Below are 24,548 nucleotides of genomic sequence, written 5' to 3'. Positions count from 1 at the left end.
ACGCCGGCCGCAGCGACGCCTCGCGCCAGGAAATAGCTGAGGGAAGCGAGCAGGCAGAGGAATGAGCGAAGTTCAGATGCTGCGGAGTCTCTCCGCCGTGCGCAATGCACCACGTATCCTCGAGGTGTTTCCGCTCGCGGATGAGCTCGCACGAACCGCGAGCGCCGTGGAGAATGATGAGAGCGACGGAGGCGTTCAGCAGTTGGTCGCCGCGCTCTCCGACCCGGACCACGTGACGGTCATCGCCGCCATCTACGCGCTCGCTCGAGTCAACGGTGGAGACGGCACCGAGGGAAGCCGGCGGGCGTTAGAGCAACTCCGCAGCGACGACCGCACGTTCGTGCGCGACCACGTGGTCGCCGCAATGCGTGCCAGTGCTCCGATGCCGACGATCGTGCCCTGGCTGTTGGACTGCGCGGGTGAGGGCGGCATCAGGGGGATGCACGCTCAGCGGACATTGGAATCGTGGGGGAATCGCTCGCCCCGCGAGCATCTTCCGGAACTCGTATCGCTCCTGACGGATGCGGTGCTGACATCCCCCGACCCATTGAGGGCGCAAGGGTGCATCGAGACGCTCGGATTCATGCGAGACCACCGAGCCGGCACGGCATTGAGCGATCTCGCTGATGATGCATCTCTGCACGATGACGTACGTCACGGCGCTCGGGAAGCGCTCGCTCATCGTGAGGATCTCGCATGGCTCATGTCGGTGAGGAGCCGTGCGGCGCGGCACGCGCTGACCATCGCTCAATCGTTCATGCAAGGCGAGATCGACCCGGACCTGCGGAACTCGGGCAGTGGCTCGACCGGGGGGATCGCGACCCTGCTCGTCGGGCTCGGAGATGCGTTGTGCACGACAGCAGCACAGGGGTCCGCGCATGTGCTCACCATCTCCCGAGGTGGCGAAGCGAACGGACGCGTGCAGGAGACCCCGTCTCACCGGTCTTCGCGGAACCCCCGCCATCGCTTCGCCCACATCGCCTGCGAAACCGACTCGCCGAGGGAGGCTGGGCTTCCTCAGCGCCCCCAGAGCGGGGATCCCTGGTCAGAGTATGCGTTCCTGAGACGCGGCATCCTGCGCAGTCTGCGGCAAGCCGGAGGCGTCGACGTCATGCACCTCCGGATGGCCGACGTCGGCACGCTTGCCGCGTGGGATCTCGCCGCTCTCTTGCAGCTGCCCGTCGTCTTCACGGCCGCCCCCGATCCTCACGCGATCATCGAAGCGATGGAACATTCCGGCGAGATCACGCGCGTGAGTTTCGGGAGTCGGGACGTGCAGGAGCGGCTCTGGACGCGGGGGCAGTTGGTGCGTCAGATCGCTCGAGACGCTGCGCACACCGTGCTGTTGCCGAGAGCGGATGTCTCAGGTGATGCCCGCCGACTCCTCGGCATCGATATCGATGAGGATCCGGAACAGTTCTCCGTTGTCGCGGAAGGCATCGACCTCGCCGCGAGTGATCGCGCAGGTGATCGCTCCCGACATCGTCCCGGCGAAGTCTCGGAAGACGACACCGGATTGTCCACCGACCCGGCCGCGGTGGAACCGGCGAGTCACGGCGCAGCGGACGCAGATGAGCCGATCGAAGCGTTGCGAGGTGTGCTTGGCCGGCTCCCCGAAGAACGGCGCGGACTCCCGCTCATCGTGACCGTGGGGCGCATGCATCGCGTGAAAGGGATGTCGACGCTGGTGCGATCCTGGGCGCAATCCGAACTGCGTCACCGATGCAACCTGCTCGTCGTGGGAGGGAACCTCGAGAACCCATCGAGGGAGGAAGCAGCAGAGCTGCAGCAGATCGACCTCGAGATTCCGCGTCCACTCCAAGCGCGCGCAGGGCTGCTCCTGTCCGGGCATCGACCGAACGGCGTCGTCGCGGAGTGGGTCGCGGCTGTCCGATTCGGTCTTGCCGGCTACGCAGCGGCCGGAGGAGTGTACGTGTGTGCCAGTGTGAAAGAGGAGTTCGGGCTGGCCATCATCGAGGCGCTCGCTGTCGGTGCGTTCGTCGTGGCGCCGGTCAGAGGGGGGCCCAGCACCTATCTCGATCACGGTCGTACCGGACTGCTCTGTGACACCACCGATCAGCTCAGTCTCGCCCGAACGATCGGGGAGGCCCTTGATCTCGCCGGGTCACCGCAGGCGGATGAGCAAGCCGATGAGGCCCGCCAGATGGTGCGGGCGCGATTCTCAGTCCATACGATGGCCGAAGCGCTCTCGACGATATACGAGCGCGTGCATCACACTCGTCAGAGCGACGACTGCGTGGAGCTCGAACGCAGCACCCCGCCTCGATCAGCCTCAACCGAAAGAACGCTATGACCCTGCTCATCATCAGCCCCGACTACGCGTCCCATCTGTACCCGCTCGGAGCGATGGGCAGATCGTGGCAGGAACGAGGCGAGCGGGTCGTGGTCGCGACCGGCTCCGCGACGGCATCGATCGTGGAAGAGTTCGGGTACGAGCATCGCGAGCTGGCGCTCGGAAAAGGATCGAACCCCGGGACCATTCGCGTGGAAGAACAGCCCGCCGGCGAAGACAATCTGCTCGACGGGTTCTTCCAGGCGACGCGCGACGGCATGATAGCGACCCTGATGTACCAGGCTCGCGCGCGACTGCATGACCTGATGTACGAACCCGTCAGCTCGGCGAGACGAGTCCTCGAGATCGTTCGTCAGGTCGAACCCGATCAGATCCTCGTCGATCACCTCGCGTTCAGTGCACGCGTCGGACTGCACGCTGCCGGCATCGACTACATCGACGCGGTACTGGGTCATCCATCAGCGCTGCCGCTCGCGGAAGCCGGAGAGGTGTACGGCTACCCGACGGCATGGCCGGCATCGTTCGTGCCGGGGGAGGACGAGCTCGAGGAACTCGCAGACCTCTGCGCGCGAGTCAGCGAGAACTTCACGGAGGAGTGGAACCGTGCAGTGGTCGAGCTCTCCACGGACATCGGCATCACTCGCTCCCCATCGCTCGTTCAGTCGCGTCTCTCAGAGAACGCTTTCTCGGAGCGCGGACGAACTCTCGTGTACAACTACCCGAGAGAACTGATGCCGGCTGATCGGCTGAAGTTCGTGCCCGAGAGCGTCTTCGTCGGAGCCTCGGTCAGAGATCTCCCCGGAAGCGCAGCGGTGGACGACTGGATACAGTCGTCGGACGCTCCTTTCGTCTACGTCAGTTTCGGGAGCTTCCTTTCGGCGCGCGGCGACGTCTTGAAAGTGGTGGTGGAAGCCCTCCGAGCAAGCGGTGTGCGGGCGGTGATCGCCCATGGGTCGACTCCGGTATCCGACCTCGGCACCCTCCCGCCTGACTGGTTCGTCGCGGAGTTCCTGCCTCAGGTGACGCTCCTCCAGCATGCCGCTGCTGCAGTGAGTCATGGTGGCAACAACAGCGTGACCGAGGCGCTCGCATTCGGCGTACCTCTCGTGGTGCTCCCGTTCTCGACTGATCAGTTCGCGGGGGCGGCTGCGCTCGAGCAGAAGAACCTGGGTATCGTGTTGCCCCCGAACACGGTCACACCCGCCGAGCTCGCTCGCGCCATTACGAGGGCGCTCGATATGCCCCGTGAGAGCCGTGAACTGCTGCACGCTCTCCGGAGCGACCAACGATCGGGCGTGGACCTCTATCGGCTGACATCGTAAGTCGGTTCACTCTGCTCACCGAACTCTGTGACTCCGGCTGGATCTGAGCAGGTCTCGGGGCTGCTCGGGAACGATAGAGTGAGGCGCACCGCCGGGGCGCTCGCCGCCGCAACCGGTTGAACCGATCGCGAAGGGGGTGCGCCATGAAGAAGTTCGACTACTCGCTCGACTTCTCCGTGATCGATTTTCGCGAGCGGCCCGACCTCTACCGTGTCGGGCGAGGCGAACAGGGTGTGCTGAAGGTCGAGCCGTACAAGTCGGAGATTCTGCCGCACTGGCGGTTCGCGAACCCCGAGCTCGCCCGCACCTCGAGCGAGGCGATCTGGAACCTGTTCGAGCAGTACCTCGAGAACGACGACTTCGTCGGTGCTGACATGGCGCGCAAGTTTCTGCAGATGGGGTACACGCGGTCACGGCGGTATGCGAACCATCGCGGGGGCAAGAAGTACGACGGCCCGGTGCCCGACGACAAGAAGGGGCAGAGCGGTGCGCACGGTCGCGCCGAGAAACCCCGTGACGCGGAGGATCCGGTGAAAGCCGAGTCCGCGCGCATCTTCAAGGCGACCTGGGATCGGGCTGCCGCCGACGAGCGCTACATCGCGCAGCGCGAGCGGCACCAGGAGCGCTACGAGAGCTGAATCCGCGAGTGGTCACCGGTGATCGCGCTCGGGTGACGCGACCGGGGAGGCCGCTTCAGGTGGGCCCCGAGTGGAGTGGTGACGACTCGTTCGCGTGACCGGGGCACCGCGCGTACTGCGCGTCACTCCCTGATCTTTGCGACGGCTTCCGCGACTACTCAGTGACCCCGGGTGGCCTGCTCAAATCCGCCATCTGGTCCTCCATCCTTCCCCCCGCCTCTGCTCAGAGACCCCATCTCCTTTCTACGTTGATACCTGGCACGACCACATGTTTGTGTCACAACAGTCCGTCAGTGGAAAGGACCACCTAGTGGAGAGCACGAACACCCCTCGGAAGTCGTATCGCAAGCGCACCGCCATCGCGGCGGGCTCGCTGCTCGGCGTTGCGGCTCTGATCACGGCCGCTGCGTTCAACGACAGCGCCTTCCTGAACTTCGGTAACGGAAACGGCGGAGACGGGATCGGCGGCGGTGACAACACCTTCGACATCCAGGTCGTCGACACCGCAGCGACCACCAACCTGCCGCTCGCCAGTTCGTACGCGGATGCCGAAACCGGAAAGTTCTGGCAGCAGGCGAACAAGCCCGGCGCAGACGGCGTCACCATCGGCATCCCGAACGCCGAGACGATGACCCCCGGCGATACGATCTCGACGAGCATTCCGTTCAAGAACGACTCGAAGAAGCTCGGAGGCGACCTCGTCTTCTCGCTCGCCGACTCCCCGAAGGGCACGTCCAGCGCAGTGCCTGCAGGTGAGACGAAGTCGATGGCGGATCTGCTGCGCTACACCGTCGAGGTCAAGGACGCGGCCGGTACCACCACGGCCACCTACGCCGACCTGACGCAGGCCGGAGTCGACAACCTCGATCTCGGCGAGTACGACGCCGGTACCGGCGGCACCGTCTCCGTCTCGATCACCTGGACGACCACGGGCATCAACGATCCCAACAACTACCAGGGCAACTCGGCGTACGTGCAGGCGCAGTTCGTCGGCACCTCCGTCTAACGGCAGTTCGAGACAGCTATCAAGCCGGTTGCCGCCCGCACCCTCCCCGATGCGGGCGGCAACCCATCGAATGGGAGACCACAGGTGCCTCGATTCAGGAACCGAGCAGTCGCACGGTCGACGCTCGCGGCGGTCGGTGTGACCGCCCTCGCGGGTGTCGTGCTCACAGCGGCCGCGCTCACCGATACCGCCGAGACGCGATGGGTCCTCGATGGCTCGAAGAACCGCTTCGACATCGTGACCGCGGGCGCTCTCGAACCCGACTGGAAGCCGCAGGACTCGGACTGGCATCAGGGCAATCCCGATCCGTACGAAGTCGCCATCGGCGAGAACGGCGAAGGCGTCGCGCTCGGCCCCGGTCATTCACTTGAGGCGACGGTCGCCGTCGCCAACGCGAGTCCCCGTGACATCGCCGGACGCATCGGGCTCAAGATCCTTGACCCGAACCCCCTCGGCGACGCGACAGATCCCGACACCGGGCGCTACCTCGAACTGTTCGACCAGCTGCGGTTCACGGTGGTCGACGGTACGACGGTCCTGGCGGACCGCGTCTCGGCCGACGAGTTCAACGACTTGGCGTGGCAGTGGCCCGACCCGGTTGCCGCCGGTGAGAACCGGACGCTCGCGGTGACCATCTCGCTGCCAGCCGAGGTCGACAACCGCTGGCAGGGCGCCGGCACCCAGCTGCAATTCGCTTTCGCAGGAGAGAACACATGAACCGGACCGCACAGACTCGTGGCCTCGGAAGCCTTGCGGCGCTCGCGTCGCTCGTCGGCCTGCTCTGCACGGTCCTCATCGCGGGTCTCGCGACCACGCAGGCGGGCTTCTCCGACCGCACGGGCACTACGGTGAATGGCGACGCCGGCATCGGCGGCACATTCGACCTCGGTGTCCGTGACGGCACCGCAATCGTCGATGCTCCAGACGATGCATCTGCCCTCGAGATCGCATTCACCCCCGCGGGGGAGAAGTTCAGGATCGCCAAGCCGCTCACCTACGAGACCACGCTCGTCAACCGGAAGCAGAGCGTCACCGGTGCGGTACGCGTCCGGCTGTATGACCCGGACCCCGTCACCAACGATCTCTTCGCTCAACTGCGGTTCACGATGACCATCGATGATCGTGTCGTCGCGACGAAGCTCTCCGCTCAAGCCATCGAAGACCTCGCGCTCGCGATCGACGATGTCGCGCCCGAGGCGGAGCACAAGGTTCGCCTCGATGTGGTTCTCGATCCCGATATCAGCCACGACTACCACAACACCGAGACGCAGATCGGTGTCAGGTTCGAGGGAGTCAGCACACCGTGAAGAAACCACATGCCACCCGACGAGCATCAGTGCTCGCACTCGGGACCATCCTGACGGCGTCTGCGTTGCTGTCACCAGCGACGATCGCGGCGGCTGACACCGAGCTCATCACCGCGACCCCGCAGATTCAGACGGTCATCATGCCGGCGCCGGGGAGCAGCGAACCGCTCCGTTCCACGGTGACGAACACGCACGACACACCCGTAATCGTGAAGGCGCAACTGCTCTCCGACCAGGATGATCCCATTCTGTCAACGGATGGCCCGTTGTCGATCAGCTTCAGTGTGGACGGCGAGAGCCAGGGCGAAACACTGCCCCTCGCCGATGCGGTGAAAGCGCCGGTGTTCGTCGAGGAAGTCGCGCCTGGCGCGAGCACGCTCATCGAAGCCACCGTCACCATGGATCGATCTGCCGGAAACGAGTGGGCCGGGCGCTCGACCGCAGCCGTCTTGAGCTACACCGCCCAAGCCGACGAGAGCACAGCGCAGAAAAAGCCCTCAGACCAGTCGCTCGCGCTGACCGGCGCGGTCGGCATCGGCATCGCCATCATCGTGGCGCTCATCGTCGTCGCGATGGGCATCGCGATGCTGGGACGCAGCCGTCGACCAGTAACTAGCGCGGGACCAGTCTCGCACGACGAAACATCCGAGGAGGAGTCACGGTGAGTGAGTCACAAATTCGAACGACCGCACGACGTGTACCTCAGTCCGGTGCAGCCCACCGCACGCGCACGCGGCGCTTCGTCTCCGCCATGCTTGCGGCGTGCTGCGGGATGGCGGTCTTCATCCCCGCGACCGCTGCCGCATACGAAGACACCGCGAGTACCCGCTCGCCCTCCACAGCAGCCATCGTGCCGTACCGCTGGCCCGCCACACTGCAGGCGAAGACGGTTGACACAGCGATGTCTCTCGATGCGAACGGCAAGGCATGGGCGTGGGGGCGCGTAGGGGCGGGTGGCGACGCGGGCGCCGCGCTCGGAGGCACCGCGACCGATACGATCCTCAACGGAGCGAACGGGTACCCCCGCCAGGTGCCGATCCCCGGGGATCCGGCGCTGTCGATGATCGCCGCAGACCGTCGTACAGCCGTCGCTGCCACGGCAGATACCGGACAGGTCTGGGCTTGGGGTGCTGGCAGCTATCTGCATCCCGATTCGAAATCTCAGTACACCTACCGGGGTTACGACCCGAAAGCGGTGATGAAGGCGGATGGCACCCCGCTCGATGGAATCACGTTGCTCGCAGCGTCGGAGCGCAACGCTGCGATCGCGGTCGATACCGAGGGCAGCATCTGGCGCTGGGGCAATCCAGTGCAGGGTGGCGTCGATGGATATGTGCCGCAGGCGTCCCCGCTTCCCGCGGGAGAGAAAGGCCGGCCCATGTCGGTAATGGGCGGCTACTACATGGTCGGCACCGTGCTCGACAACGGCAACGTCTACGTGTGGGGGCGCACGACAGCGGGGTCCCATGGCGGCAACCACCGTAATGAGCTGCCGGGCAACCAGAGCGTGAATAGCTCGACCGACGCTACGTTGGTCAACGGGCTTCAAGCGTGGAACAGGGAGAACAGTCCCGATTCCTACGTCGTACAGGTAGGTTTCGGTGGTTTCGACTGGGGATACGGCGTCGCGCTCCTCTCCGACGGGCGAGTCCTGTCATGGGGGCAGAACCAACTTGTGACAGGTCACCCAGATCCGACGACCCCCGCGATCGTCGCCGACAATGTTGCTGTACTGGCGCCGAACTTCTACGGCGTCGCCTACCTGCGCGAACCCGACGATCCAGACGCCGTAGGGTACGAGCTGTGGGGCTACGGACCCTCGAACTACAGCTTGGGCAACGGATCAGTGCCGGTGAAAATCGACGACAACGTCACGAGTGTCCAACCCGGCATGGGATTCAACCTCTGGATGCGCGTTGACGCCGCAGGTGGACTCCAAGGCGTCTACGGGCGCGGATACAACCCGCAGGGCGCCGTCGGACTGAACGCCGCCGGAACCGGCCCGCAGGGTGGAGAAACGACCGTTCGCGAGATCCGCTTCCCGGGCAAGACCCCGTCCGACCTGTCGTTCCTCGGCAGCTAGCACGCACGACACGCTCGACAGGAGAAACCGAAACATGAAGTGGCAGATGCCCCACTCACGGAACCGCGCGGGAGCCGCGCACGCCACCGCATTCTCACCGATGACCGCACCGAGAACCGGGCGACCGGCCCTCCTCGCCATCGCCATCGCCGCCCTCGCCGGGCTCGCGCTGTTCATGAACGCGACACTGACCGCCGCCGCACTCAGCGACTCCGCCTGGCTCGGGCTCGGCAGCGACGGCGCCCTCGGCGGAAGCAACCGCTTCCAGGTCGGCCTCGTGACCGACCCCACCATCGTCGACAAGAACGTCACCGAGGGCGTCGTCTCTATGCTCGACGACCCGGACGCCATCGACTGGGCCGTCTCAGGCGCCGCGGGATTCGTGCCAGGCAAGACGCTGAAGATGCAGGTTCCCGTGTTCAACGACTCGGAAGCCCTCTTCGCCGACATGCAGGTCACACTCGAAAGCCGAGGGAAGCAGACGAAAGACATCTCCGACTACCTCACGATCTCAGCGCGAGACCTGACCAGCGGCACCGAGCTCTTCGCCGATCAGTATTTGTCGCAGTTGGCGAAGTCTCCGGGAACGTTCGCGCTCGCCCCGCGCGGCGACGCGGGAGCGCACCAAGACGGAGACGCCTACGTGCCGGGCGCGAAAGGTTCCGCCAAGGTCATCGAGTTCGAACTCCACTACGCCGAGAAAACCGCCACCGGTGCGCAAGACACCGCGTCGCTCAACGGGGGCACTTCGCTCCTCCGCATCGTGTTCGACGCCGCATCGCGGGCAGAGTAGCGGCCACACCACCACATGAGCACCACCGAACACGCCAGCACGGTCGAAACGGCGGCGGAGACCTCCCCAGAACGTCCCCGCCGCCGGCCGATCAGCGCGATCATCCGATCGATCACCATCACCACAGCCGCGATTCTCGGCGCGATCACCATCGTCGTCGTCATCGTCTGCCTCGTCGCCGGAGTACGCCCCGCGATCGTGATCTCCGGATCCATGAGCCCCACCATCCCCACCGGCTCCATGACCTTCGCACGCGAGATCCCCGCCTCCGAAGTCCGCGTCGGCGACATCGTCACCGTCGACCGAGTCATCGGGAGCGGCCTCGTCACCCACCGCGTCACCGACATCACCGACGACAACGGCAACATCGAACTCACCCTGCAAGGCGACGCGAACACCGACGCCGATCCCGCCCCGTACCCCGTCCGCACCGTCGGCGAAGTCGTCTTCCACGTGCCCGGGCTCGGCACCGCGGCGGCGGTGATCCGCACCCCGCTCGGCATCACCTGCATGGTGCTACTCATCATCGCGTTCACCATCTTCGGGTTCATCCCGCCGCGCGACAGTCAGACGAGACACCGCAAACACTGACCCGACGGCGCGTAAGCTCGACTCATCCGGCAAAAACCAGGGAGCGGGGCGAGCATGAGGCTCTTCGAAGAAGAAACACTCCGCATCCTGCGCGCACTCGAAGCCAAAATCGACATCACCGTCGTAGGCGCCAGGGGAAGTGGACGTTCGAAACTGCTCCGCACCATCATCACCCGAGCCGACGAACTCGGACTCATGGCCACCACCATCCCCTACAGCAGAACCCTCCACAACTGGCCATTCGAAGCGCTCCAAGCAGCGTCCATCACCGCACCCGCTCCCACCGTTGTCGCCTACGGAGCAGCCCTCGCCGCGGAACTGAAAGACTCCAACAGTCACCTGCTCGTCATCGACGACGAAGACCGCCTCGACCCCGCATCCCGCGCCGCCGTCGACCTCGCGCTCGCCCGAACCGGCGTCACCCTCGTCACCGCCGTCGGCTACACCGAACCCACCGCGCGCTCCACGAACCGACTCCATCGCCGCTGCATCCGCCTCGACATGCCCTCCCTCCAATTCGACGAAGTCGGGCAGCTGATGTCGGCGATACTCGGCGGCACCGTCAACCCCGCCCTCATCGCCCGCGTACGCAGCAAAACCGCAGGCAACATCGGCCTCGTCCGTGCACTCACCGTCAGCGCGCGCAGCGCACGCAGCATCGCCCAGCGACGCGGCATCTGGGAAATGATCGGCGCACACCTCTGGAACGCTGAGATCCACGAACACGTCGGAGAAATGCTGGCCAGCTACGGCAACGACATCATCCGATCCGCCCATACGCTCGCCCTCGCCGGCGTCCGCACCATCGGAGAAGCACGTTCACTCATCGACGATGGCGCACTCGACCGGCTCGCCCTCAACGGACTCACCACCGTCATCGGCGCGCCCAGTGCGGAGCCCGTCATCGCGCTCACCCCACCACTGATCACCGACTACCTGCTCCGCCGTCCGGTGGACGCGATGAGCCTGCTCGTCTCCGACGAGATCTCAGCGCGCACCTCGGTTCCGCGCGATGTTCTGCTGCGGCCCAGAGGTGACACCCCCGAGACGCTCGACGCCTCCGAAGTGTCATCGTCCGACACCATCATCGCGCGCTACCTCAACGGAGAAGACGTGATGCGCTCACGCGCGCAAGAACACCTCTGGCGCGAGTCACCCACGGTCGCGCACGCACTGCGCCTCCTCAACCTCGCATGGGTCACCTCCAGCCTCCCCGAAAGCCGCGCCGAGATCTTCGCCGTCACGCGTCACCACGATCCGGCAGCCGACGCCTCCCGAGCATTCGTGCTGCACGAAGCGCTCTGGGTCACCTACGCCGAACGCGACCTGCCCGGCGGGCTCCGCGTGCTCGACGCCTTCACCGCACCCGAACCGGGCGACCGCCAATGGGCCGATGCGATCAAATTGCTGCTGCGCGGCACCGCGCTCGGCATCACCGACGACATGCTGAGCGACGCGGCCCGGCTCGCCACCGAGAGCGACGCACCGGAGCCCATCGCCCGAGCCGTGTGCGCGCTGCTGCACGCGATCGCCGCGCGCGGTGCCGATGCGCTCGCAATGCTCGACGGCGTCGAGCCGGGAACGGGGCTGCAGCGCGTCATCGTCAGGCTCGCCACCGGGTTGGCGCGGTTGTCGCTGGGGGCGGAGGAACGTTTGGCGCACGACGCCGCTGCCGCACTCACGCGGGCGCGGGCCCAGCTCAGCAAAGTCGACATCGTCGTCGAGTCCTACCTGCTGACCATCGCCTCCGCCCACCTCGGGCGCGTGCACGATGTGCGCCGGGCGCTCGACCTCACCCTGCTCTTCAGCAACCTGCCCCTCGCACTGAGCAGCCTGCAAGCGGCCATGACCCGCGCGGCCGGTCTCCTCGCGCTGCGCAACGGTTGGGGCGTCTCGCCGGAAGCCTTCGGTGACATCGCCGACCAGTGGGCGGACTCCGCGTGGTCGTTCCCGATGGCGCAGCCCGCGCTCTCGGCGGCGATCCGTCACCAGGAGGACGGCCGGCCCGACCTCGCGGCGACGTCCCTCACCGAGGCGGCCACGGACTGCATCGCCCGCGGATGGACACTCGCTGCAGTCACCCTCGGCCTCACTGCCGTGCGCTTGGCGCCGTCACCGGGCACGGCGGACGCGCTGCGCCGGATCCTCGACGAGACCGGCATCGCCGCGCATCGACAGTTCGCCACCTTCATCGGCGACGTCACGCAAGACCCCCGCTCGGCGGCGGAGCTCGCGCGAGCGTACCGGCCGGACGGGGACATTCACACGGCCCTCATCGTGCTGACGAGCCTGCGGGACGCCTCGGCGAGCGATCACGACGGTCTGCTCGCGATCGAAGCGGGAATCACCGCACTCATCGACACGATCGGGGAGCGGGACACCGCAACCTCCCCGGACGCACCACCGCCGGCGGCGCCCGCGCTGAGCCCGCGCGAGGTCGAGATCACGCTGCTGACGGCGACGCTGACCAGTGCGCAGATCGCCGAGCGGCTGCTGCTCAGTGCTCGAACCGTCGACAACCACCTCGCGAACGCGATGCGGAAGACGGGCACGCACTCCCGTGCCGCACTGCTCGAGCTCGTCCGGCGGACCCACCGCAGGTGACCGACGGGATCCGCACCCCTACGCGAACACGCTGAGCCCGTACAGCACGAACACGAACAGGTGGGCGGCGCCGTGGAGCGCCGTGACGCGCTGCGCACTGAACGTGGTCAGACTGAGGAGCAGGCCCACACCGAGCAGCAGCAGGTTGACGGGGCTCTCGGCGAGCACCACCGTCTGACCGGTCACGAGTCCGATGACGAGTACGACCGGCAGGGTGAGCCCCAGGCATGAGACGAGTGCACCGTGCGCGAGGTTCGTCACCCGTTGCGCTTCGCCCATCCACGCGGCGCGCACCGTCGTGATCGCCTCGGGCAAGAACACGATCATCGCGATGATGATGCCCGACAGTGCGACCGGCGCCCCGAAACGGCTGAGGCCCTCGTCGAGCAGTGCGGCCATGTCGTGGGAGAGCAGCACGATCGGTACGACCGTGACGACGAGCACGAGCACGCGCGCGATCACCTCGGCACGGTGCTCCTGCAGCACTGCCCCGATGGGCCGGCGTGGCGCAGGCGCCGAACGTTCGCGAGCACGCGTCGACACCTCTCGGAAGTCGCCGCTCTGAGCTCCGGTCTGGCGGAACAGGAAGAACCCGTAGAGCACGACCGTCAGCATTAGGATCGGGATCGCCTGCGCGGGCGTGTACGCGCCGTCGACCCCGATGACGGCGGGCACCGCGAACGTGACCGCCACGAGCACGACGAGCAGTGAAAGGTACGCAGAAACACCGATGCGGTTCACGCGCAGGCCACTGTGGCGCAGGCCGCCGACGACGAGCGCCGCCCCGACCACGAGCGTCAGGATCAGCATGGTCGCCGCCATGACCGAGTCGCGGGCGATGGTGGGGTGATCACCCGGCCCCAGCATCACCGCGGAGATCAGAATCACCTCGATGAGCACGATCGAGAGCGTCAGCATGAGGGTGCCGTACGGGTCGCCGAGCCGGCGGGCGAGGTGCTCGGCCTGAGTGACGACACTGCCGGCGCACACGATGATGACGGCGACGATCGCCGCGAGCACGATGCTGAGCGCTGCGGTCGGCAGGGGACCGGCGAGGAGCGGGTGCGCGAACAGGAGCGCGAGGAACGCGGCCCACCCGAGGAGAATCCTGACGATCACCGCGGGGGTGAAGATAGCACTGACGGATGACGTGTGACGCACGGGCGTTCCCGGTTCTGCAGGGTCGTCCCGGCTGGTGAGGCGCATCGACCGGGTCGTCCCGGTGACAGTTCCAACACGACCAGTTTAGTCGATCGCGCGGGTCGTGGCACGAGTGGCGCCCCCGTCAGCGTCGAACGGGACGCGACGGGCGCATGAGGGCGATGACCTCACCCGCGGCCCGGCGTACCGGGCGCCGGCGCAGCCAGACCAGGTGCACGGGGGCGGTGATCCCGTTCGTGACGTTGTCGAACTCCAGCGTCCGGATGCGACCGGACGCGACTGCGTCGCGCACCACTGCAGTCGGCAGATTCGCCCAGCCCGCGCCGCGTTCCACCAGCCCGAGCGCTGCCTCTGTCGAGTCGACGAACCAGCGGTTGTCGGACACCAGGTGGCGCGCGTCGGCGACGGCGTCATCCGGGCCGTCGACCACGATCTGACGACTGCCGCCGAGATCCTCCAGCCGTCGGAGTTCAGTGGGGAGTCCCGCCGTGTCGACCGTCGCTGAAGCGACCGCGACGAATCGTTCATCTGCCACGTGCACGAACGCTTCTTCACGGTCGACGCCTGGCGGCATGGCCAGAAGCGCGAGATCGGCCCGTTCCTCGTGCAGCGCCCGGCGCACCTGATCCGGCGGAAGCGTGAGCAGATGCACGCGGAGCAGCGGGTGCCGATCGCCGATCCCGGTCAGCGCGGTGAGCAGCTCGTCGGCGGAGATGCCCGTTGCGATCGCGATGGTCAGGGTGCTCTCGAGATCCTGCGACAGTTCGACGGCGTGGACCTGCAGGGTCCGCAGGCGACTCGCGACCGAGCGCGCGTGCGGCAGCAGGGCGAGCGCCTGCGGTGTGGGCGTCGCCTCGCGGTGCGAGCGATCGAATAGGGGGTAGCCGAGCTCGGCCTCGATGTTCGCGATGCCCATGCTCACCGCGGAGGGCACGCGACGCAGCGCGCGAGCGGCCGCGGAGAAGGATCCGTGGTCGACCACGGCGAGGAAGAGTTCGATGCTGTCGCTGGAAAGAGCCATAATTTGTCACTCACACTGAAGGGAACCGACTGTTTTCGTCAGTACTGCTGAGTGTAGCGTCGATCTGCGTCGGTCGAGAGAGGTGAGTCGCAATGCAGGGAATCAGACGCAAAGTCGTCTACGTCGGCGGGTACGAGGTGCTCGGTCTCGCCGTGGGGACGGTCGTGATGACCGTGGTCACGGGCGAGCCGCCGGCGACCACCGGGCCGCTCGCGCTCATGCTGACCGGGGTGGCCACGACGTGGAACCTGGTGTTCAACACGCTCTTCGAGGCCTGGGAGCGGCGCCAGCCGGATCGCACACGCACGGTGCGCCGACGAATCCTTCACGCCCTGTGCTTTCAGATCCCGCTGGTCTGCATGATCGTGCCGCTCATGGCCTGGTGGCTCGGCGTCTCGCTCATGCAGGCATTTCTGCTCGATCTGGTCTTCATCATCTACGTGCCGTTCTACACGTTCGCCTACAACTGGGCGTTCGACCGGATCTTCGGGGTGCCGAGCTCAGCGATGAACGAGGGTCGGAACGCCGAACCTACGCGAGCGCGAGCTCCTCGATCACTGCGACGACGCGGGCGCGCTGCTCGGCGGACAGCCCCTGAATTGGCAGCGGCAGTGAGCGCTCGGGCACCAGGCCGAGGTGCTCGGCGAGTGCCGCGGTGACGCGCAGGCTGCCGCCGAACTCGGTGAAGAGGTGCCAGAGCGGCGCGAGTCGCTCGGATTCGGCAACGGCCTCGGCGGGCCTGCCATGCTGCGCGGCGCGGGTGATGGTCAGCATCGGGTCGGGGATCGTGCCGCCGACGGCGGTGTACCAGGCGTCGCACCCCGCGTTCAGACCTGCTGCGCCGAAGGCGTCGCCCGAGACGCCGATGGTGACGTGCGCGGGCAGCACCGCTCGGATCGCGGACACGTGCGCGCGCGCCTCCTCCGGGTCGCGAGGCACACCGGGGATCTTCACCGATGCGATCCCGGGCAGCGCCCCGATGCGGGCATAGAGGTCGGTCGAGAAGGTGAAGTGGGTGGTACCCGGGTTGTCGTAGACGATGACCGGGAGTGCGGTGTGCTCCGTGACGGTGCGGAACAGCTCGAACACGTCGTCCGCCGTGAGCGCTTGATAGGTCATCGGTGCCAGGAGCACGCCGGCCGCTCCCGCCTCGGCCGCGGCATCGACGTGGGCGAGCACGTGCGACGTGCGCAATCCGCCGACCCCGACGAAGACCGGCGTCGATCCGGCATGCTCGACCGCCAACTGCGCCACACGGGCGCGCTCGACCGGGGTGAGGTAGGCGTACGAACCGGTCGAGCCGAGCGCGGTGATCGAGTCCACTTCGGTGGTCGCGAGTCGTTCGACGAGTCCGGTGAACGCCTGCTCGTCAACACGATCATCGCGGAGGGGCGTGAGTGGGAACGCGCTCAGTCCGGTGAAGATGCGGGTCATTGCGGCTCCTGTTCAGCGTGCGGTCGGCGCGGTCGGCACTCATACGCAAGTTTGCACGCAATTCGTCGGGAATGTGTGTTGCGACCGGATGTGAATCGCTAGTGTGAAGGCAATGTACTGTGCCGGGGTGCGCCGGGCGGCCCGGGATCGAGTCGGTGACATCGGTGTTCGAAGGCGGGGGACGAGCTGTGTTGGTCGGCAGGGACGATGACGTTCGCGCGGTCATCACCCTTGTCGAGGACTCGCCAGCGCACGCCGGGCAGCTTCGGCTCATTCAGGTCGACGGAGCGATCGGCGCCGGGAAGAGCGCACTGCTCTCGCACCTCATCGGTCGGCTGCGGGAGGCGGATGGCGACCGTGTCACCGATGAGCACGCGCCGCGACGGATCTTCGTCGCCCGCGGGGATCGACTCGGCTCCGATGCGCCGCTCGTCGCGTTTCGGATGATGATCGAGCAGGTACTCGGTGCCTCGCTCGAGCAGCTCCTCGACACGGCGACGCCATCCGTGCTGGCTGCGCGGTGCGCTGAAGCCCTCGGTGAGGTACCGGTCATCGTCGCGGTCGATGATGCGCAGTGGCTCGACGCCGCATCGGAGGCGTTTCTCATCGGCCTGATGCAGACCCCGCTCGTCGCGCCCCTCACCGTGCTGCTGGTGCACCGCATCGGTCAAGGTCCTCCGGAGGTGCTGCACACCGCTCGCGGTCGGGGTGCACTCCACGACCATCTCACCATCGGCGGATTGTCGGACGAGGCGATACGCACCATCACTCGTGACATCGGCCCGCAGCAGGTGCGGTCAGTGACCGAGATGGCGCACGGCAACCCGCTGTTCGCCCACATCGCGACGGCCGCCTTCCGGCGTCACCCTGAGGCCACACGCGTGGACGAGGTACTCAGCCTCGTCGAGCACAACCACGCCGAGACGCTCGCCACCGCAGTCGCCACCGACATCGCCTCCCTGGGTGAAACGGCCAGGCGCACCCTCGAGACGCTGGCCGTGACCCGCGAGACGGATGTCGACACCGTCGCCGAAGTGTCGGGTCTCGACGCCACCGAGGTGCGACGTGCGGCGCGGGAGCTCAGCGAACGCGGGCTGCTCAGCGAGAGCTCGGATGAGGCGCTGCACCCCGTCGTGCGGTTCAGTGTGTACCGGAACACCGATGCATCGCATCGCGCACGACTCCACCTGCGCGCGGCATCGCGCGCGGGTGCCGAGCTGTTCGACCGCGCCGATCACCTCGCGCAGATCGCCGCGGACGCCGCAGCGCTCGCGGGCGGCGAGATCGAGCTCGGTGCGGCGGAAGCCGACGTTCTCGTGGCCGCGGCGGGTGTCGCGATCGGGTCGGATCCCGCCGCGGTGCTGGGATGGCTCCGCGCACTCCCGGACCACTTGCGCAGCGTCCGGTCGGAGACGCTGTTCGCACGGGCCCTGCTGCTCGCCGGAGATCTCGACAGTGCCATCGCGCGCCTCCGAGCGCTCGTGGATCGGGACGCGTCGGTCGAGGCGCGGGCGCTGCTCGCCAACGCCCTGCGGATGACCGGCCACACCGGCGAGGCGCGGGCACTCCTCGCCGCCGCGCAGGAATCCGTCGACCCCCATCTGCTGCGCGAATACATCGACATCCTCGCGCTCGTCGACGGGTTCGTCCCCGACGACCTGCTCTCGCGGCTCGAGTCGGTTCCGATCGACTCCAACCGTGCGGTCGCCGCGATCTATCGCACCATGTCGCTGCTCGGCGAGGGGCGCGTGCCGCAAGCGCGGGTGACGTTCCAGCGGGCGCTCGACTGGCTGACCGACGCTGACAGCCTCGATGTCGTGGACGCCATCCAGGCGGTCACGTGCGCGGCCTGGGCCGCCTACATGCTCGATCGATTCGAGACGGGGGCGCGGATCGCCGAACGTGCGCTCGCGCTCGCACGCCGGCACGCGCGCACCGACGTCTTCGCCAATCTCGGAGCCGCTCTGCTCTTCTGCAATGGCTCACTCGGGCTGCTGGACGCCGCCGACGCGGTCGGCGAGCAGGCCATTCGCGACGCTGAGCGGTACGGCACTCCCGACACGATCGGCATGGCACGAGCCGGTCTCATGGTCGCCGCGCAGGGCCGGGCCGACCCGGAGCTGCTGCGCACCCGGTACGAGGAACTCATCGCGTCACCGGTGCCGGAGTTCGGGTGGTGGCGTCGCGCAGTGTTGACGACCCGCACTCGGGTCTCCGCCCTCGTCGGCGCCCCGGAGCCGTGCCCCGAGTTGCTCGGCAAACCGAGAGACGCGATGGCGGCCCTGCGGTTCTCGGATGCGGCGGTGGTGTCGGCGGCGCTCGGCGACCGCGACACCGCCCAATCGCTCATCGACGAGGCACTTGCGATCGCCGAATCGCAGGAGTCGTACGGGCAGCGCGGCATGGTGCAGGTCACGCAGGCCGAGATCATGCTGAGCAACGGTGAAGCGCTGCAGGCCGGCAACCTGCTGCGTGAGGCACGAGATGTGTTCGAGCGCGTCGGCATGCGGTTGCACTTCGGCCGAGCGCAGGCCGGGATCGCGCGGGCGGACGCCATGCTCGCCGCGCAGACGGAACCGCTCGCCGCACTGACGACCCGGGAACGGCAGATCGCGGAACTCGTCGCAGCCGGCCTCAAGAACGGCGAGATCGCCGACCGGCTCGTGCTGAGCCGTCGCACCCCCGAACAGCACGTCAGGAACATCCTGAAGAAGCTCGGCCTGCAAGCGCGTACGGACATCGTCACGCTCGTGCACGGCGGCCGTCCGGAGACCGCCCGCAGCTCGTGACGGGTGCGGCGACCGGACCGAGCGGCGTACGCTAGCGCCATGTGCGGAAGAGTCATCGTCGACTACGACGAGAACATGGATGTCGCCTCGGGCACCGAGCTGTCCGCGTGGATGCAGCAGCGCCCTGAAGGGTACGAGGCGACGTGGAACCTGAAACCGACCCAGGATCTTCCGATCGCCCTGACGGATCACAAGACCGGTGAACGGCAGCTGCGCTACGCCTACTGGTCGCTCGTGCCCATCTGGTCGAAAGAGCTGAAAACGAAGTTCCCCACGTTCAACGCACGCAGCGAGACCGTCACCGAGAAGGCGTCGTTCAAGAACCCGGTGAAAGGTCGGCGCTGCGTCATCCCGGTGTCGGGCTTCTACGAGTGGACCGGACCGAAGGGGAAACGGACCCCGCACGCGATCTTCGGACCCGCACCGGTGATCCCGATGGCGGGACTGTACTCGTGGTGGCACGAGCCGGGCGCGGGCGACGACGAGGGGTGGCATCTCACCGCGACGATTCTGACCCGCGCATCCGCCGGGGTGATGGCCGACCTGCACGACCGCATGCCCGTGTTCATGAGCGATGAGCTGCTGCACGACTGGCTCGATCCGAAGACCGAGGGAGATCGACTGCTGGTGGACGCGGTGTCCGAGGCAGCGGTGCCGATCTCGGGGCAGTTGCGCGAGTGGCCCGTGGCGCCGTTGCGCGGCGATGGCCCCGAACTCATCGAACCTGCATGAGGCTGAATCCGGCGAGAGGGCGATGGTTCCTGGCGCTCGCGATCCTGCTCGAAGTCACCGGCTCACTGTCGTTGAAAGGGGCGCTCGACGCGCCGGCACTCTACGCCGTCGTGGTCGCGGGCTACGCGGGAGCGTTCTGCTGCCTTGCGCTGACGCTGCTGAGCGGAGTGCCCCTGGGGGTCGCCTACGGCGTGTGGGGTGCGTCCGGCGTCGCACTCACCGCCATCCTCTCGATGGTCTTCTTCAGCGAACCGCTCAGCCCGCTCATGATCCTCGGGATCGCCGTCATCATCGTCGGGGTGCTCTGCATCGAGCTCGGAGCGCACATCGCGCACCGTCGACGAATCGAGGTGCCCTGATGGCGTGGGTGTTTCTGCTCTCGGCGATCGTCAGCGAGGTCGGTGCGACGCTCGCCCTGCGCATGGCGGTCGAGAAGCCTCGGTGGTACCCCGCCGTAGCGGTCGGCTACATCGCGGCATTCGTACTGCTCTCACTCACCCTCGCCGAGGGGATGGCGCTCGGTGTCGCCTACGGCATCTGGGTTGCGGCCGGCGTCGCGCTCACCGCGTGCTTGAGTCGGTTCTTCTTCAAGGAACCTCTGACGCTCTTGATGGCTGCCGGGATCGCGCTGGTGATCGGCGGCGTCCTCCTCATCGAACTCGGTGCCGCGCACTGAACCGCGTTGTTCCTGGTCTGTGGTCTGTGAGGATGTGAGGCATGGCTCTGTACGATGCGACGCTGGCGGCCACCCCGGGGCTCGTCTCGCGTCGGTCGCTGCCGCGCACGCTGCTGGCGATCGGAGTGCTGGTGATCTGCCTTGCCGGCGCGGCGTATGCGGTCGTGAACTTCGGTGCGCTCGTCGAGTTTTCGCAGAACAGTGCCGAAGAATCGTCACGGCCGCGCTACCGGGCGTTGCGCGGCTCAGGTGTGCTGCCACTCGCGATCATCATCCTGGCGGTGCTGTTCGCGATCTTCGCGATCGTCGCGTTGACCGGCTCTTCGACGCGGGTGTGGGTGCGTACCGAGACAGGCACCCCGCTGAGACGACGCTTCATCGGATTCCACGCGCTGGATCCGGATGCCTTCGATCGACTGCACGCGGCCTTCGCCTCTGGTGACTCTTCGCGGTACACGCCGTTGCCCGAGCAGACTCGCGGCGGAGACGGCGTCGTGCTGGTGTGGACCGCGGACTCCGACCGCGAAGCGTTCGTCGGTCTCACGTGGGGGAGTGGCCGGAAAACGACGATGAACGCGCCGCTGATCCGCCTCGCTGGACCCCAGTTCGACGACCTCGAGCGTGCGCTCCGTCGAGGCCTCACGACTCCGGGGAATCGACCGGGGGGATGACTTCGCGCGCGGCGCGACCACCGATGCGCGCGCCTGCGATCAGGCACGTCACCATGATTCCGCTGCCGAGAAGGACAGCTCCGGCGAGCATCCACGCGGTCAGCGGCAGTGCCGCCACTAGGCCGCTCACGATCATCGCGATGCCACCGATGACCGTGTATTTCTGCGTGCGTCTGTGAGCTGCGAGCCACGCCGCGTCGCCGGCCATCGTGCTGGGCGTGCGAATACCGGCGAAGTGATTGCGTTTCAATCGGCCCGACGCCGTCGCGCGAGCCATCCAGATCAGCAGAACGCCGCTCGCGACCAAGACGACGAGCAGGTACACGCGAATACCGAACGGGGTGACCTCCATCCGGTCACTCTATCGAGGCAGATCCCACCAGAATTCCGCTGAGGAGCGAGGCCGCAGCGATCCCACCAGTAATTCGCATCGGTCCTCTCGGACGATCGGGTGTCGTCATCACGTGTTCTCTTATCCAAGGATGACACATAGGCTCGATATATGAGACGCACAGTCATGCAGGCGTCCGCCGGATCCGCGGCAGCGCTGCTGCTCCTCACATCATGCTCGGTCACCGGGCCGACGAACGAGCACTTCGACCGTGCGCAGACCGTCGACGATCAATTGAGCCACGAGGCGCTCACCACGCTGGAGATCGTCGACCCTGACTCGACCCGGTACCTGATCGCTGACAAGGGGACGCGCTTCTACGCCGCGCACCCGTCGTCGGACGAAGGCGTGTGTCTCGTCATGGTCCCGGAGGCGGGTGACGGCACCGACGCGAGTGCCGCGTGCAGCCTCGCGGAGCCGGTCACCGTTCGAGACGGGAACACCCAGTACTCGCTCACTCGGATGGCTGACGCGGACCAGGGATGGGAAGAGATCGCCCCGCACCTGTGGAAGCACTCTCGTCTTGCGGAGTCGCGGTTGGTTCCATGGTCACCCGCAGCTGATGCGGGGAAATCGAAGTATGTCTGACGAGGGAAAACGCCCGTAGCCGGGACTGTCCGACGGACGTGGCGGCCCTGCGAAACGTGGTTCCCCACCCATCTGCGTACAAAGCTTCGTAGCTCGGGCACCCAGGTGGATCGGACTCTGACGGAGTATCGGTGTGGCGACGTGTGTCGCCGACGGTGCGGCGCTGTGGCAGCGCCCGACCGCACGACCACACACCGAGAAGAAGGAGCTTCATTCCATGCAGGCTGACACAGCACGCCGACCCTCACGGTTGAGGCGCGGTTCAGTGCTCACAGCGCTCGCCGCGGCAGTCGCGCTCGTGATGAGCGCGATCGTACCGAGCATCGCGAACGCCGCCCCACCAACATCGGGCACCTATACGGGCACCAGCGACGCCTGGAACGTGGCCACGTTCGGTTTCGATATCGCTTCGGATGGGACGATCAAGAACCTGACCGGTGGGAGCTACTGTCAGAGTGGTTCGACCGGCTTCCCCGAACCATTCACCTGGTCGGGTGACGCGCCAGCGGTGCCAATCGAAGCGGGGGTACCTTTCGACTTCACGTGGCAGGGCCAGGGGAGCGGTGTTCAGCCGTACTACGAGCTGTCGGGAACAGTCAACGCCGACGGCACGGCCAGCGGTGAAGGCCGGGCCGGCTTCCTGCCCTTCGGTACCTGTGGAGGCTACGACTTCGAGTGGACAGCCGAGTTGTCCGGCGGCACCGATCCCGATCCCGAACCCGAGGTCGTGACTGCAGAGGCGCCGACCCGCGACGGGAACGTCGTCACGATTCCGACGGTCGAGGGTGTGACGTACGTCGATGGTGCGGACACCACGCTGACGGGCTCGGTCACGCTGACCGAGGGTCAGACGCTGACCGTCACCGCGATCGCGAATGAGGGATACGAGCTCGCTGACGGCACGCACGAGTGGACGTACGAGTACGAGGATCAGACGCCGGATCCGGTCGAGGTGACGGCCGAGGCGCCGACCCGCGACGGGAACACGGTCACCATTCCGACGGTCGAGGGTGTGACCTACGTCGATGGTTCAGGTGCAGTCCTCACGGGCGGCGTCACCGTCGCTGAGGGGCAGACGCTGACGGTAGTCGCGACGGCGAACGATGGCTATGTGCTGGCGGACGGCACGCACGAGTGGACGTACGTGTACGAGAATCAGACGCCGGATCCGGTCGAGGTGACGGCTGAGGCGCCGACGCGTGACGGGAACACGGTAACCGTTCCCATGGTCGAGGGTGTGACCTACGTCGACGATACGAATGCCGTGCTGTCCGGCGCCGTCGTGCTGACCGAGGGCCAGACCCTCACCGTCTCCGCAGTTGCGGAGGAGGGCTATGTGCTCGCCGACGGTACGCACGAGTGGACGTACGTGTACGAGGATCAGACTCCGGACCCGATCGAGGTGACGGCCGAGGCGCCGACACGCGAGGGCAATGTCGTCACGATTCCGACCGTCGAAGGTGTGACCTATGTCGACGGCGCGAATGCCGTGCTCACGGGCGCGGTCACGCTGACCGAGGGCCAGTCCCTCACGGTCACCGCGACCGCTGACGACGGGTACGTGCTCGCCGACGGCACGCACGAGTGGACCTTCGTCTATGAGGGCGACACCCCGGAGCCCGTCGAGGTGACGGCCGATGCGCCGATGCGTGATGGGAACACCGTGACCATTCCATCCATCGAGGGCGTGGTGTACACCGATGGGGACGGCAACGTGCTGACCGGTGCCGTGATGCTGACCGAGGGCCAGGTGCTCACCGTCACCGCGACCGCCGAGGACGGCTACGTTTTGAGCGACGGCACGCACGAGTGGGTCTACGAGTACGAGGCGGTGACCGGCACGATCCCGGGGACGCCGCCGACCGAGGACGATCTCGATCCGGCGCTCGAGGGCGCGATCAGCGCGCCGGAGTCCGCAGAAGCAGGCGAGACGATCACGGTCAACATCGGCAGTGCGACCGAGGGCGACACCGTCGGCGTGTGGCTCTTCAGCGACCCGGTCTTCCTCGGGGCGCAGACGGTGGACGCCGCAGGGAACGTGACCGTCACGATTCCCGCGAACACCACTGCGGGCGATCACCGGATCGCCGCCTGGGCCGCGGAGACGGAGGCTCAGCTCGGTTGGGACACGCTCGCCGTGACCGTCGCCGATGATGACGCGGACGCCGACGGTGGCGGCACCGACGGCACCGCAGACGCCGGCGGCTCCGATGGTGCTGACGGTTCCGCGGACGCCTCGGGCTCCGCGGGATCCGGTGGAGCGAATGGCGGTCAGGGTGGTGACCTCGCGAACACGGGTACCTCCGGCAGCGGGATCGCGATGTCTGCGCTCGCAGCGCTCCTGCTGCTCGGCGCCGGGGTCCTGATCCTGCGTCGCCGCGGCCTCCATGAGGTCTGACGAACTCAGGTTCCGTCACGCGTGCGGCC

22 protein-coding genes and 1 pseudogene are annotated in these 24,548 nt (G+C 67.0%); 19 read left to right on the top strand and 4 right to left on the bottom strand.

Annotation, left to right across the window (positions count from 1 at the left end; translation table 11 throughout):
- Positions 1 to 61 precede the first annotated feature (61 nt).
- From J4H85_RS11870 to J4H85_RS11820, 11 genes are all read left to right on the top strand, one after another.
- Positions 62 to 2,314 (top strand): glycosyltransferase, encoded by a 2,253-nt coding sequence (locus J4H85_RS11870; protein ID WP_208239885.1) that lies wholly within the window; start codon positions 62 to 64, stop codon positions 2,312 to 2,314.
- Positions 2,311 to 3,636: a nucleotide disphospho-sugar-binding domain-containing protein gene (locus J4H85_RS11865; RefSeq protein ID WP_208239884.1), complete on the top strand. Its 1,326-nt coding sequence runs from the start codon at positions 2,311 to 2,313 to the stop codon at positions 3,634 to 3,636. Before J4H85_RS11870 ends, J4H85_RS11865 begins: the two co-directional genes overlap by 4 nt.
- Before the next feature lie 143 nt (positions 3,637 to 3,779).
- Positions 3,780 to 4,274 carry a DUF4385 domain-containing protein gene (locus J4H85_RS11860; protein ID WP_208239883.1) on the top strand — a complete coding sequence of 165 codons (495 nt, stop codon included), beginning with the start codon at positions 3,780 to 3,782 and terminating at the stop codon, positions 4,272 to 4,274.
- Between the two features lie 310 nt (positions 4,275 to 4,584).
- Entirely contained in the window at positions 4,585 to 5,280 is a 696-nt protein-coding gene (locus J4H85_RS11855; RefSeq protein WP_208239882.1) for a hypothetical protein, read from the top strand.
- Positions 5,281 to 5,364: 84 nt separating this feature from the next.
- A complete protein-coding gene (locus tag J4H85_RS11850; protein ID WP_208239881.1) occupies positions 5,365 to 5,997 on the top strand; it encodes a hypothetical protein in 633 nt (210 codons plus the stop codon).
- Positions 5,994 to 6,587, top strand: coding sequence for a hypothetical protein (locus J4H85_RS11845; protein WP_208239879.1), 594 nt, complete (start codon positions 5,994 to 5,996; stop codon positions 6,585 to 6,587). The genes J4H85_RS11850 and J4H85_RS11845 overlap by 4 nt, the downstream gene beginning before the upstream one ends.
- On the top strand, positions 6,584 to 7,252 hold the full coding sequence (locus J4H85_RS11840; RefSeq protein ID WP_208239877.1) for a hypothetical protein: 669 nt from the start codon (positions 6,584 to 6,586) through the stop codon (positions 7,250 to 7,252). Before J4H85_RS11845 ends, J4H85_RS11840 begins: the two co-directional genes overlap by 4 nt.
- Positions 7,249 to 8,670, top strand: coding sequence for an RCC1 domain-containing protein (locus J4H85_RS11835; protein WP_208239875.1), 1,422 nt, complete (start codon positions 7,249 to 7,251; stop codon positions 8,668 to 8,670). The genes J4H85_RS11840 and J4H85_RS11835 overlap by 4 nt, the downstream gene beginning before the upstream one ends.
- A 100-nt stretch (positions 8,671 to 8,770) precedes the next feature.
- A complete protein-coding gene (locus J4H85_RS11830; protein WP_208239873.1) occupies positions 8,771 to 9,463 on the top strand; it encodes a hypothetical protein in 693 nt (230 codons plus the stop codon).
- A 15-nt stretch (positions 9,464 to 9,478) separates the two neighbouring features.
- Positions 9,479 to 10,054 carry a signal peptidase I gene (locus J4H85_RS11825; protein ID WP_208239871.1) on the top strand — a complete coding sequence of 192 codons (576 nt, stop codon included), beginning with the start codon at positions 9,479 to 9,481 and terminating at the stop codon, positions 10,052 to 10,054.
- Positions 10,055 to 10,108: 54 nt separating this feature from the next.
- Positions 10,109 to 12,658: a helix-turn-helix transcriptional regulator gene (locus tag J4H85_RS11820; protein WP_208239869.1), complete on the top strand. Its 2,550-nt coding sequence runs from the start codon at positions 10,109 to 10,111 to the stop codon at positions 12,656 to 12,658.
- An 18-nt stretch (positions 12,659 to 12,676) separates the two neighbouring features.
- Here the strand turns inward: J4H85_RS11820 and J4H85_RS11815 are convergent, their stop codons facing one another.
- Positions 12,677 to 13,819, bottom strand: a complete 1,143-nt coding sequence (locus J4H85_RS11815) for a calcium:cation antiporter (RefSeq protein ID WP_307863644.1) — start codon at positions 13,817 to 13,819, stop codon at positions 12,677 to 12,679.
- 124 nt (positions 13,820 to 13,943) lie between these two features.
- Entirely contained in the window at positions 13,944 to 14,840 is an 897-nt protein-coding gene (locus J4H85_RS11810) for a LysR family transcriptional regulator (protein WP_208239865.1), read from the bottom strand.
- A gap of 92 nt (positions 14,841 to 14,932) precedes the next feature.
- Between J4H85_RS11810 and J4H85_RS11805 the strand changes: the two are divergent.
- Positions 14,933 to 15,319 (top strand): annotated as a pseudogene (locus tag J4H85_RS11805) (PACE efflux transporter); the annotation flags it as partial.
- A 52-nt stretch (positions 15,320 to 15,371) separates the two neighbouring features.
- Here the strand turns inward: J4H85_RS11805 and J4H85_RS11800 are convergent.
- The gene (locus J4H85_RS11800) at positions 15,372 to 16,265 is read right to left on the bottom strand and encodes a dihydrodipicolinate synthase family protein (RefSeq protein ID WP_208240464.1); all 894 of its coding nucleotides are present in this window, start codon (positions 16,263 to 16,265) and stop codon (positions 15,372 to 15,374) included.
- A 197-nt stretch (positions 16,266 to 16,462) separates the two neighbouring features.
- Here J4H85_RS11800 and J4H85_RS11795 point away from each other — a divergent pair, with 197 nt between their 5' ends.
- From J4H85_RS11795 to J4H85_RS11775, 5 genes are read left to right on the top strand one after another with little or no spacing between them, the layout of a single operon-like run.
- Complete coding sequence (locus tag J4H85_RS11795; RefSeq protein ID WP_208239863.1) at positions 16,463 to 19,063, top strand: LuxR C-terminal-related transcriptional regulator; 2,601 nt, start codon at positions 16,463 to 16,465, stop codon at positions 19,061 to 19,063.
- Between the two features lie 39 nt (positions 19,064 to 19,102).
- Complete coding sequence (locus tag J4H85_RS11790) at positions 19,103 to 19,795, top strand: SOS response-associated peptidase (RefSeq protein WP_208239861.1); 693 nt, start codon at positions 19,103 to 19,105, stop codon at positions 19,793 to 19,795.
- Positions 19,792 to 20,154 carry a DMT family transporter gene (locus tag J4H85_RS11785; protein ID WP_208239859.1) on the top strand — a complete coding sequence of 121 codons (363 nt, stop codon included), beginning with the start codon at positions 19,792 to 19,794 and terminating at the stop codon, positions 20,152 to 20,154. Before J4H85_RS11790 ends, J4H85_RS11785 begins: the two co-directional genes overlap by 4 nt.
- Complete coding sequence (locus J4H85_RS11780) at positions 20,154 to 20,471, top strand: DMT family transporter (protein ID WP_208239857.1); 318 nt, start codon at positions 20,154 to 20,156, stop codon at positions 20,469 to 20,471. The genes J4H85_RS11785 and J4H85_RS11780 overlap by 1 nt, the downstream gene beginning before the upstream one ends.
- A 41-nt stretch (positions 20,472 to 20,512) precedes the next feature.
- Positions 20,513 to 21,142 (top strand): hypothetical protein, encoded by a 630-nt coding sequence (locus J4H85_RS11775; RefSeq protein WP_208239855.1) that lies wholly within the window; start codon positions 20,513 to 20,515, stop codon positions 21,140 to 21,142.
- Here the strand turns inward: J4H85_RS11775 and J4H85_RS11770 are convergent.
- Entirely contained in the window at positions 21,111 to 21,494 is a 384-nt protein-coding gene (locus J4H85_RS11770; RefSeq protein ID WP_208239853.1) for an SdpI family protein, read from the bottom strand. The two genes, J4H85_RS11775 and J4H85_RS11770, sit on opposite strands and share 32 nt — an antisense overlap.
- A gap of 150 nt (positions 21,495 to 21,644) precedes the next feature.
- Between J4H85_RS11770 and J4H85_RS11765 the strand changes: the two genes are divergently transcribed.
- Positions 21,645 to 22,121 carry a hypothetical protein gene (locus J4H85_RS11765; RefSeq protein ID WP_208239851.1) on the top strand — a complete coding sequence of 159 codons (477 nt, stop codon included), beginning with the start codon at positions 21,645 to 21,647 and terminating at the stop codon, positions 22,119 to 22,121.
- 265 nt (positions 22,122 to 22,386) lie between these two features.
- The gene (locus tag J4H85_RS11760) at positions 22,387 to 24,519 is read left to right on the top strand and encodes an InlB B-repeat-containing protein (protein WP_208239849.1); all 2,133 of its coding nucleotides are present in this window, start codon (positions 22,387 to 22,389) and stop codon (positions 24,517 to 24,519) included.
- The last annotated feature ends 29 nt before the right edge of the window (positions 24,520 to 24,548 follow it).

This window comes from Leucobacter tardus (assembly GCF_017583045.1).
Classification (GTDB): Bacteria; Actinomycetota; Actinomycetes; order Actinomycetales; family Microbacteriaceae; genus Leucobacter; species Leucobacter tardus.
This window is presented reverse-complemented; position numbering and strand designations above follow the sequence as displayed.